General features: G+C 60.2%; 6 protein-coding genes and 5 pseudogenes. 5 read left to right on the top strand and 6 right to left on the bottom strand.

Annotation, left to right across the window (positions count from 1 at the left end; all coding sequences use genetic code 11):
- Positions 1–91: 91 nt before the first annotated feature.
- Positions 92–235, top strand: a pseudogene (locus tag HNO88_RS22435) (IS6 family transposase); the annotation flags it as partial.
- A gap of 1282 nt (positions 236–1517) precedes the next feature.
- Here the strand turns inward: HNO88_RS22435 and HNO88_RS19385 are convergent.
- A pseudogene (locus HNO88_RS19385) lies at positions 1518–2212 on the bottom strand (transposase); the annotation flags it as partial.
- 74 nt (positions 2213–2286) lie between these two features.
- Between HNO88_RS19385 and HNO88_RS19380 the strand changes: the two are divergent.
- A complete protein-coding gene (locus HNO88_RS19380) occupies positions 2287–3315 on the top strand; it encodes an IS110 family RNA-guided transposase (RefSeq protein WP_184249741.1) in 1029 nt (342 codons plus the stop codon).
- Between the two features lie 243 nt (positions 3316–3558).
- Here the strand turns inward: HNO88_RS19380 and HNO88_RS19375 are convergent.
- The 3 genes and pseudogenes from HNO88_RS19375 to HNO88_RS19365 form a co-directional block, all read right to left on the bottom strand.
- A pseudogene (locus HNO88_RS19375) lies at positions 3559–3754 on the bottom strand (transposase); the annotation flags it as partial.
- A gap of 110 nt (positions 3755–3864) precedes the next feature.
- Positions 3865–4530, bottom strand: a complete 666-nt coding sequence (locus tag HNO88_RS19370; protein ID WP_184249738.1) for an N-acyl amino acid synthase FeeM domain-containing protein — start codon at positions 4528–4530, stop codon at positions 3865–3867.
- Between the two features lie 762 nt (positions 4531–5292).
- Positions 5293–6041, bottom strand: a pseudogene (locus tag HNO88_RS19365) (IS5 family transposase); the annotation flags it as partial.
- 329 nt (positions 6042–6370) lie between these two features.
- Here HNO88_RS19365 and HNO88_RS23055 point away from each other — a divergent pair.
- Positions 6371–6973, top strand: coding sequence for a group II intron maturase-specific domain-containing protein (locus tag HNO88_RS23055; protein WP_376768788.1), 603 nt, complete (start codon positions 6371–6373; stop codon positions 6971–6973).
- 208 nt (positions 6974–7181) lie between these two features.
- On the opposite strand, the gene HNO88_RS19355 is transcribed toward HNO88_RS23055, so the two are convergent.
- Both HNO88_RS19355 and HNO88_RS19350 read right to left on the bottom strand, forming a co-directional pair.
- A complete protein-coding gene (locus tag HNO88_RS19355; RefSeq protein ID WP_184249735.1) occupies positions 7182–8273 on the bottom strand; it encodes a PEPxxWA-CTERM sorting domain-containing protein in 1092 nt (363 codons plus the stop codon).
- 35 nt (positions 8274–8308) lie between these two features.
- Entirely contained in the window at positions 8309–10171 is a 1863-nt protein-coding gene (locus tag HNO88_RS19350) for a toll/interleukin-1 receptor domain-containing protein (RefSeq protein WP_184249732.1), read from the bottom strand.
- Between the two features lie 326 nt (positions 10172–10497).
- On the opposite strand from HNO88_RS19350, the gene HNO88_RS19345 reads away from it, so the two are divergent.
- Both HNO88_RS19345 and HNO88_RS23190 read left to right on the top strand, forming a co-directional pair.
- Positions 10498–12261, top strand: a complete 1764-nt coding sequence (locus HNO88_RS19345; protein ID WP_184249729.1) for a DUF4231 domain-containing protein — start codon at positions 10498–10500, stop codon at positions 12259–12261.
- Between the two features lie 86 nt (positions 12262–12347).
- Positions 12348–13027, top strand: a pseudogene (locus HNO88_RS23190) (IS6 family transposase).
- Positions 13028–13249 lie beyond the last annotated feature (222 nt).

The following is a 13249-nucleotide window of genomic DNA, read 5'->3' as shown; positions in this document are numbered from 1 at the left end:
TGGGCTGAGCCAGACGGCTCTGTCAAACCAAGTGCACCTGCTGGTAAGCAGGGCAAGGTATGGCGGTTCCGTGCCTCGCCCACGTAAGCCCATTAGCCCAATTCGCTAGTTCAACTCGTCGCCGAAGGTGATCCGGCTCGTGGTGCTGATGTACGTGCGCTTCCCGCTTAGCCTGCGGAACGTTGAGGACCTTCTGTTCGAGCGCGGGATCGACATCTGCCATGAGACAGTGCGGCTAAGCGGGGCAGGATTGTGACCGGATCCCGCCTGGTGCGCTTGCTTTGACAACTCCCGCTTGATCGTAATCGCATCACGATCGTTACCCGGTTGTACGGCTTCTTGAGCAATCGCGGGCTTGGAAGGCACCAGCCGATAGAGTACCCTGCAAGGCCTATCGTTCGCCCGAGCTTCTTCATCTTTGGAGGAGCGCTTCGCGGAGCTTCGCAGGTATCCGAAGTGGATTACGACCGTGAGCTTGTGGAAAAAACCTCGTCATCGTTCTGCTGAAGTTAGCAAAAAGACGGGCGTTCTGGACTCACTCGCGGCTAAAGGGGTCGAGGTCGTGCTCTTCGTACCTCGCAGTGCAACAGGCGAACCGTGCAGTGAGGCGTTGAAGTTGGACCGTGGGCGCATACCGATAGGCTTGGCAGAGCCGATCCCATTGCAGCAGTGCAACAATCGTAATGGCTGCCAATGTAAGTATCAAAGCTACGGAGCCGACGAGAAGGAATCCTGAGCAGGAACCTTCTCAGTAAGCACCGTCGAGGTCGCGGATCTTCATGAATGCGGCGGTGAGCTTCAGCCCGGGCGCCGCTCCGGAAGTCATCTCGCCGGACATGAACACTGGGTCGATGGCAGCTTCGCAAAGGTAAACATCTGGGGAGCTTGGACCCACCCCAAACAAGCTTGGGCTGTCAGACAGCGGTTCCAAAGCCAAGTTTCGAGGCGCAAGTTGATCACCTGGCCGTTCGTTCGATAGGTCCCCGCGTATGCGCGATGTGAGTGACCTCCGAGGATTCGACCAGCTTGAAGTGTAAGTGTACCGCGATAAATAAGATCTCGGGGCTTCAAGGCTGAGCTTGCCACGAAGGCCCATAACCCTTGTACACCATCTTCGAAGCCGCCCAAACTTGTGGTGATTGCTTCTTTACCGATGGCTAAGGATCCCCCCGTTATGCTCTGCATATGCCCTCGCCGGCGTGATTGACCGACCGTCTTTAGCTATCCGATGTACGGCATCGTCCGGGCTCTAGCTACTGAGCTCGACTGACAGTGTCACCTTCTTGCGTTCCGAAGCGTTGTCCGCCGGTCCCTATCTACGTGATGTTTGTTAACGCAGGGTCCTAAATGTTCGTTCCTTACCGATCGCGCAAGCGACATCATCGCTAAAAACTGACGACAAGCTAGACACTTCGAAGAACTACCGGTTCGAGGCGGGAACTACGAGAGGCGGGTGATCACGCCAGCGTTGGAAGCGTGATCGGGTAGGTTCTTGGGCGGGTTGTGTGAAAGTTGGCGGGCCTCCAGGGCCGCATGTGCATCACGCGGGCGCAGTACGTCCCTCGAGCCAGGCGAGCCGCTGGATGTTGTAGGCGAGGTTGGCCATGCCGATCTTGATACGTGCACGAGGCTGTGTTGTCAGGGCTGATCAAAACCGGCAGCCTTGCGCCATCGTGAGCATTGGCGGCGCTGGCATCCCAGGTGCGAACAGGCCATGGGTGCGGTCGATGTCTATGTGGTTGTTGTGCCCGAACATCGGGATGGCAAGGTCGACCGGCTTGAACGCCTTGGGGTCAGCGCCGTCTTTCACCTTGGCCTTGGTATATTTGACGCTCCAGCGCCCGTCCCGATCCTTCTGGCGGAGCTTGGCTGGCTTGTCCTTCCAGCGATCGGGAATCCGACCGTCTCTGATCGCCGCCTTCTCCTCCTCGGTGTTGCGCTGCTTAGGCGCCGGCACCACGGTGGCATCGATGATCTGGCCGCCCATGGCGAGATATCCTCGGTCCGTCAGTGCGGCATCGAAGCGGGCGAAGAGCTTGTCGATTGCCTTGGCTTTCACCAGGCGCTCGCGGAACAGCCATACTGTCGTTGCATCCGGCACCGTGCCGTCGAGGCCAAGGCCAAGGATGCGGTGGAACGAAAGCCGGTCCTTGATCTGGAACTCGGTGCCTTCATCCGACAGCGAGTAGAGCGCCTGGAGGACCAGGATCTTATGGGATGGCCCGCCCCAACTCAGCGCTTTGATGTATCTATCATGAGGCAGGTACCGACGAAGGAGGTGAGGTTATGGATGTCGCGACACTTGGTATCGATCTTGGTAAGAATAGCTGCAGCTTGGTAGGACTGGATGCCGATGGGCGTGTGGTACTGCGGCGGCGGATGCGACCAGCTTCTATTCCGCGCTTCACCGAAAAACTGGCACCCTGCGTCATCGCAATGGAGGCTTGTTGCGGCGCTCATTATCTCGGGCGACAGTTGATCGCTCAAGGCCACACGACCAAGCTTATGCCACCAGAATATGTTCGCCCGTACGTTAAGGCGCAAAAGAACGATGATCGTGATGCCGAGGCGATCGCAGAAGCAGCAACGCGCCCGACGATGCGGTTTGTCGAACTGAAGTCTCAAGAGCAGCTCGATATCCAATCCCTTCACAGGGTCCGTTCCCGTCTCGTTGGAGTCCGCACAGCGCTGATCAATCAATTACGGGCGATCCTTCTCGAGCGCGGTACAACGGTACCCCAAGGACGCCGAACCTTCGAGCGCGCCATTGATGGGCTTCTCGCTGAAGCTGGCGCTCTTCCAGAAGGTCGTATCCGCCAGCTCGTCGTTGAAGTTCGAGGCGAGTGGCAGGAGATTGATCAACGCATTGCAGCGCTCGATCGCGAATTTTCCGAAATGGCGCGCGCAGAGCCAGCTGCCCGCCGTTTGTCCTCCGTGCCGGGTATCGAGCCTCTCACAGCCACTGCGATGATCGCCGCGGTCGGCAAAGGAGCGAACTTCGACCATGCACGAGACCTTGCTGCCTGGATTGGCTTGGTCCCGAGGCAAAGCACGACCGGTGGAAAGCCGAAGCTTCTCGGAATTAGCAAACGAGGCAATACCTATCTAAGAACGCTCCTGATACATGGCGCCAGAGCGACCATGCACACCCTGTCGAAAAGCAAGACGGCGTTAGGGGAATGGCTCCGCAAACTGCTCGCGCGCGCGCACTACAACGTGGCGGTCGTCGCATTGGCTAACAAGCTTGCTAGGCTTGCTTGGGCCACGATGCGACGCGACATCGACTTCGCTCACGAGCAACTGGCAGCGGCATAGGGCCTAGTCGCTACCTGAGGCGGAGCGATGTGAAGAAATCTGCAGGAGGCTGAACAGATGGCCTGACGGTTACCGGCATTCCCAAGCCTGAGATGTTCAATGGCACATCGATGCCGAGGATCTTTTTAAAGGCCAGGAATGTGCGACTCTCCATCTTGGCGACGGCCGCGTGGCCGATATGCCGTATACGTTGAGGCAGACCGATCAGCAGTCATCCGAAACCTCTTGCAGAGGGGCGGGCCATACGTTGAACATGACCACCGGGTCGAACGGCGGCCGCCCACCCTTGCCACGAGGGCTGCGGCGCAATGCCGCAACGAGAGGTCCGCGGGAAAACTTCAAAGTCGACCACTGCCGCTAGTCGCTCCAGCGGATCGCGCGCCGCGCTCAGAGCCTCGTACCGGTCCGGAAGATCAAAGAAACCGGGCTGCCCAACAATCTCTGCCTCCATTGCCGTGCCACGGCAGTGAATCAGCTCAGGCCCTCAGACGCCACAGGTTTCGAGGCGTCCAGCTTCCACAAGCCTCTTTGGCCGGGGAGGGCCGTGGCTTAGCGAGCCTCGAAAAGTGTGCTGAGCGCTCTATGCTCGCGGCGCAACGCCAGACGGCTCCTGACCCTCGTCTCCTCAGCTTCCGAAAGGAAGTATGAGTACAGCGAATGCTTGCGCGTCGCCTTGGCAGAGCGAAGCGCCTGGATCTGCGCAGCTATGTCCGAGACGCTGATCCACATCAATTGGGATGGCGCATCTACCGTGGGGTTCATGCGCAGCTCACCAATTGGCTCAAAGCCGAGCATAGCCTCGTAGAACCGCCGATGGCGTGGGTTCACTTCTATGAAAAGGTCGGTGCCTTGGTGGCCGTCGATGCCGTAAAGATATACAGCATGAAAGAGACAAGCGAGAAGGCTGTTGCTGTCTCTCCTATCGCATCTCTCAAAAGCAAACCTGGTGAGTTCACAGACCTTAGCCCCAGGCACCTTTCTATATTCGTCGATCTCAGCTTCGAAGAGGGAATCAACTGCTAGCCCGGCCTGGTTGTCAACACCAAGAGTGATGGTGCCGGCAAGGTTTGGCCCCAGGTGGGCAAGAAAAGTAGTCTGATACGGGCTGCCACCTACCTTGTGGTCCGAACCGTACCCACGCCACTCGTAGCGTCGGTTGAGCAACGACTCAGCCGCCAGGCGGTCCTCGACAGTCTGGGCAATGGAGAGCGTCAACCGTCGCCTTGGACCGGAGGCCAAACGCCCTGGCAGATCCTCATACGGTGGACTCAAGATCCGCTCGTAGAGAGACGTTGGAGCTCTGTGATCGAGCATTTGGAAAGTCATCGATACCCCCGGCGAGTGCGACGCGTTGTACCTGCAGTGTGCGACATTTTTCAGTAAGGCAGCATTGATGCGGCTGGTTAACAGAGTGAGTTAACGACGAGTAACATTGGAACAATGACGCTTCATTGATGAGCATGTTTTAGCTATTATCTAAAATCCACGAACTCGACGGTATGAGTAAGTTCACGCTCTCGGTTCGCTGTTTGCACGAAAGAGTATAGCAACCAGCCGTTGCTCTTGTTCATTTGCCGTTAATGTGAGCGCCGTCTCATGAGATCCCGTTAATCTTCTTTGTCGCAGATTGTCGCGGTGCCTAACTATACTCGATGAAGCGAAGATTGGTCACGACGAATGGATTGTTCTGCCGGAACCTCTTGCTCGATCCGGAAACGAAGGGGCGCTAAATTTGAAATCATACTTATGCCGGTGCTGCCAACTTCACCTTGGCTTCCGATTCGTGGATTCGCGCTGGGCTGCCGAACAATGAGCTTCGATCAAGGCATCAGTGGCCTCACGTTCCGGCACGCACGTTGTCTTCCTTGCCGAAGTTCCTCGAAAGCATGTGCTGCAATGCTGCGATGCAGCGCCGGAACGAGATTGGGTTAGGTAAGCTCGCGAACTGAGGAAGCTCGGCGGAGCTTGGGACTCATTGAGCCAGAAGAGGAACGTGGCTGCGAGTGTGATGGCTGAGAGGAAGGTGTGGGCGCATCTGTCGTAGCGGGTGTGGATGCGGCTCCAGTCTTTCAGCCGTGCGAACATGTTCTCGATGCGATGGCGCTGTTTGTAGAGGGTGCGATCGTAGCTGTGCTGGATCTTACGTGAGGCGTGCGGCGGGATGCAGGGCGTGATCCCGCGATCGGCGAGAGCCTGGCGGAACCAGCGGGCGTCGTAAGCGCGGTCGGCGAGCATGGTTCTGGCCGCCGGCAGGGCGTCGATCATCATCGCTGCGCCCTTGTAGTCGCTGGTTTGTCCGGCCGACAGGCGGAGCAGGATGGGGCGGCCTTGGCCATCGCATACCGCGTGAAGCTTGCTGGTCAAGCCGCCGCGGCTGCGCCCAATGCAGCGGGGTAGAGCCCCTTTTTGAGCAGGCTTGCGGCGGTGCGGTGCGCCTTGAGGTGGGTGGCGTCGATCATCAGCTGGTCGCCGTCCCCGCCCTTGGCGAGCTCGGCAAAGATGCGGTCGAACACGCCCATCCGGCTCCAACGGATGAAGCGGTTGTAGATTGTCTTGTGCGGGCCGTAGCCGCCCGGCGCGTCGCGCCAGCGCAGCCCGTTGCGGATCACGAACAACATGCCGCTCAAAACGCGGCGGTCGTCCACGCGCGGAACACCATGCGACCGCGGAAAGAACGGCTCAATCCGCCGCATCTGCGCCTCGCTCAGCCAAAGCAGCTCGTCCATGCAGCACCTCCGCCGCACCTTGAATCAGCTCAGCCAAGCCGCCGCAAGCAACTTAATAGGTCCTGACCCTAGCTGTCACCGCCTCCGGCCGGGCCGGGGAGCGGTCAGAGCTCCTGTCGTCGTTATCTGGGGCGGTGGCCGCTCGAACGCTCAGCAGGTCAAGCTGAAGTACTGTGCTGACGCTCCCTCGTGCACTGATCAGGCAGTGGTTGGACTGTGCTGTCGAAGACACCGACAACCGGGGTCGGAAGACACGGACGACGGCGGCCCGGGATCAGCGACGCGGCATCCCGCAGGGATCACCCATCTCACCCTTAGCCAATTTATACATGCGCCGGTTTGTGTTGGGGGCGGAAGCTTGGCCTTGGGCAAGGCCTTGGCGCTCGGCTCGTCACTCACGCCGACGACCTCGTCATCCTGTGTACGAAGGGCAATGCGGAAGCTGCGCTCGATCACATGCGCAAGCTGATGGGCAAGCTGGGGCTGACAGTGAACGAGGAGAAGACCCGCATCTGCAAGGTGCCGGAGGAGACGTTCGACTTCGTGGGCTATACCTTCAGGCGGATGTACTCGGCGGGACGGGACGAGGCTACATGGGCCATTGGCCGTCGAAGAAGAACATCAAACGGGCTGTGGAGACCATCCACGCGCTCACCGAGCGAAGGTCTACATGGCAGGATGCCACAGTGCTGGTGGGCAAGATCAACCGGGCGCTGCGCGGATGGACTAACTACTTTTCGGTAGGCACCACGCGCAGGGCGTATCGCGCGATCGATAGCTACACGGTGATGCGGCTGCGTCGGTGGCTTCCGCGCAAGCATGGGAAAGCCGGCAAGGGGGCGGGAGCCTATCTACCTCAGCACCTCTACGAGCAGTGCGGGCTCGTACGTCTTACTCAGCTTGGTCGGGGTGCGCCGTGGGCGAGGGCGTGACGCTTTGTCCGAGAGCCGGATGCAGGGAGATCCGCATGTCCGGTTCGATGAGCAGGGGATATAAACGGGTTGTCTGGTGAGCCCTACAGGCGAGCCGCATGACACCGCGTCATCTCCTGACTCTACCCTTATTAGATCACGAACTAGCTGTTCACATGTCACGTACTTCTCCACGCCCTGACGCTGGCCTCGTAGAGAACGTCCCCCGTCAAACTGACAACATGATTCTCATTGCCGCTGGATCAGCTCTGCCACCGTTCGACAGTCTCCTGCCGCGCATTTGGCAACCGATCAAACCGAAACCCATGATCAGCAGCATCCAGGTGGCAGGCTCCGGCACCGCAGGAACGGCAATTGGCGTGAAACCGCCGCTGTAGGAAAGCGGGGCTGGCAACTCTTGGCGTGGTGGAAGCGGGGAGGACGCGTCCACGAAGCTGGTTGGCAACTCGAATGAAGCATAATCACGATTGATGATGTCGCGCGCAGGGTCGACCACAAGGGCACTCTGCCGGCTAGTGCCGCCGCCGTTTTGTCGGGGGTCGCCAAATGCTACCTGCACACCGCTGCAGGCCTGCAGATTAGTACAGTTATCACTCATTTCTGACTGATATTGCGCCTCATAGGTGACATACGAGGTCTGGCCTGCACCGATCGTCAGCAAATTGAGATTGAGATCGGTCGCGCCCCAGTCCAACGCCGACCCAAACGGGGAATCGACCCTGTTCAGTCCATTGAAAGCTCGCCCGTCGGAGGTGAACAGTTCTATCCCGTCTGCCGTCACCTGTCCGTTGGCCGAATAGAGTATAGTATTGAAATTGGCCACAGTTTGGCTGACCCGAAAGGTGAATCCTGCATTGCCCGGAGTGCTGCCGAGCCGAGCGAGGTGACCTGGCGTGATCAACGAATCGAATCGCAGATTTTCAGCAGCCGGCCCGTCGTTCCTTAAAGTGAAAGTTATCATGGTGCGTGATGCGGTGGAACATAACCCAACGCAGTAGTTATTGTGGAGAAAGAAAAAGCTTCCTGAGGATGCTTCACCTACGAGGTCGATACCAAGCTCGGCTATAGTGCCGTCACCGTTAGGTGCCGGCAAGAAAACTTGCTCGCGCGAGCCAGCTTGATCGAGCCCTGGATAGCCGGTGTCGAAAAAAAAGGCCCGACTGTTGTTCACCCGAACCGTCTCGAAGATGGCTGCTTGCGCTTGCGTCGTGGTGCAGAGTAGGGCGACCCCGGTTATCCCTCTTGCCAGTAAGCTCGTCAGGCGCTTTGCTCGCGTCGGTGCCTTCGTTCGTACGTGCATGAAATCCCCCCTGAATTGGGCAGGTATACACCAACTTAACTACTCGATAAAGGTCGGGCGGCGTGAAGAGGAGCACAGTCGCGTCGCGAGCCCGCCCCAGGATCATACGGATTCAGACGCATGCGAAGAGCTACGGCGGCATCGCAGGCACGGCTCGCTTGTTCCGCGCGGTTTGCCGCCAAAAGTATACGCGATCGAAGGGCCAGCAACTCGGCTTGATCGGGATCGTCGGGGCCGTATTGCCGGTCGTAGATCGTCTTGACCCGGGCAGCCCGAGCCAGCGCGGCGTCTGGGCGGCCTGCGACACCCTCCGCCTCGGCGGCATAGAAGTCGGCGTCAGCAACGGATGAATTGTTCGGGCCGTACATGCGTGCGAACATAGCGCGCGCGCGATAAAGCGCTTCCAAAGCCGGCTCGGGCTCACGCGCACCGATGAGGATGCGGCCTTTGAGGATGAGCGCGGCGGCTTTGAAGGGATGGTCGGGGTCGAGTACGCGATCGTAGATGGCAAGCGCCTGATCGATGCGCCGGTCTGCGATGCCCAGCCGACCTGCCTCCAAGTCGGATAGCGCCTGATTGCGAATTGCGTTGGCGGTTAGAAGGTGGTTCCATCCGAACTTTTTGGCAGTAATTGCGACGGCGGCAGCGTAGATCTCATCTGCTTCATCATTTCGGCGCAGCTGGATCAGCGCAGTAGCCTGATTTATCAACGCGCGGCCAATTTCTGCACGATTGTCCCCGTTCAAAACAGCGAACTGTCGTGCCGCCTCACCTAGCAGTTTTGCAGCTTGCTCATAGCGGCCGGCCAACACCGCAGCACGACCCTGCTCGTAGACCACCTCTGCGTCTCGGTGCCGAGCATCGGGCTCACTCGGGCCATAACTAGCGCGCGCCGAGTCGATCGCGCGCGCCATCGCGGCAGGGTCATTGCGTTCGTAGGCGAGCCGCGCCAATCTTAGCCATACACCCGCGCGCTCCGTTCCGCGCGGCAGACGGCGTAACGCCAGCCTTAGGTCGTGTTGAGCTTCACGCGCGAGCCCGAGGTTGGCATAGATCTCACCGGTCGCGCCCAGCAGCCGCGCACTAACCGCAGGTTCGTCGTTCAGGCCCGTGGCGGCACCCCGGCTGGCGCGCTGCAGTATCGTCAGGGCAGTAATGGTGCGGGGGTTCTCCGTTGCCGGATTGGCGACGGCGAACGTCCCAACTAAGAATTCCAGGCTCCGGTCTGCCAAGCGCCGCTGCCGCTCGGCGATGCGCCGCTGCCCCTCCGCGTAGATCGCCAGACCGATGGTGACGACCGCAATGGTCAGCGATATAACCGCGATAGCCAGAAGTCGTCGTTGTCGTCGTGCTGCGTCCCGACGAGCAAGTGCATCGAGCGGCACCCCCGCGATCCCGGCAACGAGCTTCAGCACTGCCAGCCGCCGGCCATCTTTGCCGGGGCGCAAATCCGCTGCGATCGGCTCAGCGGGCTCGGTGCCCAAATCGCCTTCTGGGCCAAGCTTGAAGCGAAGGGCAGGGGGGAAACATTCGAGATCGCCGCCATAAGGCTCGCCGGAGAGGATCACGGCCAACGTCCGGTGTTCCCCATGAACACGCTTGAACGCCAGTATCTCCTCATTCACCCAGCGCGACCGCGCTGCGGCTGGACTGCACAGCACGACTTGGAAGCGCGAATTTGCAAGGGCGGCGCGCAACTCCGTACCTAGATCACCGCTCGCTGGAAGTTCATCTCGGTCGCGAAAAACCGGCGGCAGTCGGCGAGGGACGGGGCCGAAAGGTGACGCGGTGTTCGTTAGCGCGCGAGGTACGCGAAAGCCTTCAAGTGCTCGGTGCAACCGGCGTGCTGCCACATTGTCGGAGTGGCTATAGCTGATAAAAGCAGCGTAGCGGCTCATGCTTCCCGCTCCCCCCGGCTCAGTTGGGGGTAAGGGATGGCACAGTAGCCTGTTGGCGACCAGCAAAGAAAAGGGTCTGAGGTGCTCGCGTAATTGGGAGATCATCGTGCCGCAGTGCGGTTGCCAGCCCCTTCAAGAGGCGCTTCTCATCCCTGGCGGCCGCGAACCATCGCCTTCCCGAACGCTGGCCCTTGGCGGGCGCCAACGTTGGCTTTACCGTATCTGCGGTCGAATAGAGAAGACGGGGCGCACTTCATGGATCGCTGGGAGACTTGGAACGCTGCGCGGAGCGCGGGCGAAAGCGAGCCAAGGCGCAGGAGCCGACAATGACGGAGCCGATGTGGCCTGCCGGGCGCTCGGCTGGTGACAACGCGCCGATTGCGATTGGGATTACCGGGCATCGTTTGGAGCGGCTCGCCAACGTTGATCTCGCGGCGTTGCAAGCGCAGGTAGACAAGGTGATGTCGGCGATGTCTGCCGCTTCGCCGGGAAGCCGTTTCCGGTTGATCGGTAGCTTGGCCGAGGGCGCGGATATGGCCACGGCCAACGCGGCGCTTGGTCGCGGATGGCAGCTCGACACCGTTTTGCCATTCGGGCGCGAGGAGTATGCACGCGATTTCGATCGCGGTGGAGCGATGGAGCTAAGCGCCTTGCTTGATCGATCGACGAACGTGTTGGAACTGCCGGGTCAACGCGACGAACCGGGAGGTGAGGCTGCGGCATATGAGCGTGCCGGCCGCGTGGTGCTAACTCAGAGCGATCTCCTGCTTGCCGTCTGGGATGGCGCGCCACCGCGTGGGCGCGGCGGAGCTGCTCAAATCGTTGCCGAGGCCGTGACGCACGCCATACCCGTGCTAATCCTCCACCCCGAAGCGGTGCATTCGCCGCGCCTTCTTTGGAGCGGACTGAACCGACATGATTCCGGTCCCGAAGCCATCGATACCGTGGCGCGTGGAGGCTTGGACGACCTGCCCCACTTGATGACGTGCCTAGCTTCCGCGATGCCAGCCGACGCGGACACAGATCGTCGTTGGAAAATGCGGTATGTGCCGGCGCTGTTCGGCATCGCCTATCCGCTTCTCCTTGCCGTCACTGGGGTACGGCGATTGCGGCTGTCTGACCTACGCCGTCCTTGCCCGGCGTCGCGGCTGCCCAGCACCGCGCCGCCGGCGGCGATGCTAGCGCGAATTCACGCGCAGCTCTGGCCGCGGTTCGATGCGGCAGACTGCGAAGCAAGCCTTGCCGCGCAACTGTTTCGCAGCGCTTTCGTCAGCAGCTTTGTGCTTGCGGCTCTTGCCGTCACTCTGGCCCTGATCGGGCTGATCGTGCCGACCGCGGTCAAGCCACTGCTCGCTGCTGGGGAGTTCGCATCGATTGCGATGATCCTCTTCATCACGAGTTGGGGCGCGCGGGCCGGCTGGCACGATCGGTGGATTGAGCAGCGCACACTAGCTGAGGAATTGCGCTGTCTGGCCGTCTCGGCCCAATTAGGTGACCTGTTTCTCCGCGGCGTACACGCGCAGGATGCGGATGGAGCAAAACGGGAGCGAAGAGAAATCGCACGACGCCTCGAACTCCCGTCGGCTAAGATCGACGATATCTATGTCGCGGAAGCGCACGCGAGCTTGGCGGCGCTGCTTGACGATCAGATCGGGTACGTCCGCCGTGAGTCCGATCGGATGCACCGATTGGAGCACCGGTTGCACCGCTTAGGCGGTGCTCTGTTCTCGGTGACGGCGTTGGTGTGTGCAGGCGTGCTCGGCATTGAAGTCTTCTGGACGCTCTCGGCACATGGTGGGGGAGAGGCGGAGCACAATCTGCCGCTGGGGATAACGGTCGTGAGCGCCTCGCTGCCGGCGATCGGCGCCGCTATTTACGGCATCCGTATGCAGGGGGATTTCGCGGGGGCGGCTGAACGAAACGCCATCTTGGCAACGCACCTTGCCGAGCTACGCAGGATCGTTAGCGACGAAGCCCCCGGGTTTGACGGGTTGCGTCGTTTAATCCGGCGTTCTGCCGAGCTTCTAACGGCCGATGTATTTCAGTGGGTTCGCGCCACGCGCGCTCGACCACTGAGCTTGCCAGGCTAGGTTCGGGCGGTGCGCTTGGCATTGCAGAAGGTGGCCCTTTCAAAGCAATGCAGTTGCTGGTAAGGTGGAAACGGTAGGGCTGTGCAATGCCACGTCCGCGCAATCCTGCTTACCTGTTTCGCTACTTCAACTCGTCGCCTGAAGTGATCCGGCTAGTGGTGCTGATGTACGTGCGCTTTCCGCTGAGCCTGCGCAACGTGGAAGACCTGCTGTTCGAGCGCGCGATCGACATCTGCCATGAGACGGTTCGGCTGTTGCGGAACAGGTTCGGGCCGATGTTCGCGGGCGAGGTCCGGCGCAAGCGGGTCGACCGCATGCGTGGCTTTCGCCACTGGCGCTAACACCTGCACGAGATGTACGTGAAGCTGAACGGCCAGATGGTTTACCTGTGGCCCGCGGTCGATCAGGGAGGCGAGGTGCTGGAAATTTGTGTCGCCAGGGCTCGCGACAAGGCTGCGGCGCTCACCTTCATCAAGAAGGCACTTACGGGCCATAGTTCGCCCGAGATGATCACCACGGATGGTCTGCGCTCTTAAGGTGCTGCGATGAACTGGGCCAACAACCGGCTGGAGAACTCGCACTTGCCATCCGACAACGGGAAAGGGCGATGCTCAGGTTCAGGCAGATGCAGACCTTACAAAAGTTTACCTCTGTTCACGCCAACGTCCACAATCACTTCAGCCTGCAACGCCATCTAATCGATCGAGAGACCTACAAGGAACACCGCTCAGCCGCATTGCCCGAGTGGCGAACCCTTGTAGGCTAAGCTGCCATCCTCAAAGACCCAAGTGCATCGTGTGGAGCGCGGTTCGCGTTAAACTGACATCACGATAGAAGGGCTGCCCGCCGGTCCGCCGAAGCCAGAGGACGGAAGAACTCAGGCGGTTTGACGGCGGTTCAGCCGTTCATGCCGCTGACGGTTCTGTTGGACCTTGGATGCACGTAGACCCGACATGCCGTCACGTTCGACCGCGCGCTGCCATGAGAC

Source organism: Novosphingobium chloroacetimidivorans, assembly GCF_014204535.1.
Lineage (GTDB): Bacteria > Pseudomonadota > Alphaproteobacteria > Sphingomonadales > Sphingomonadaceae > Novosphingobium > Novosphingobium chloroacetimidivorans.
This window is presented reverse-complemented; position numbering and strand designations above follow the sequence as displayed.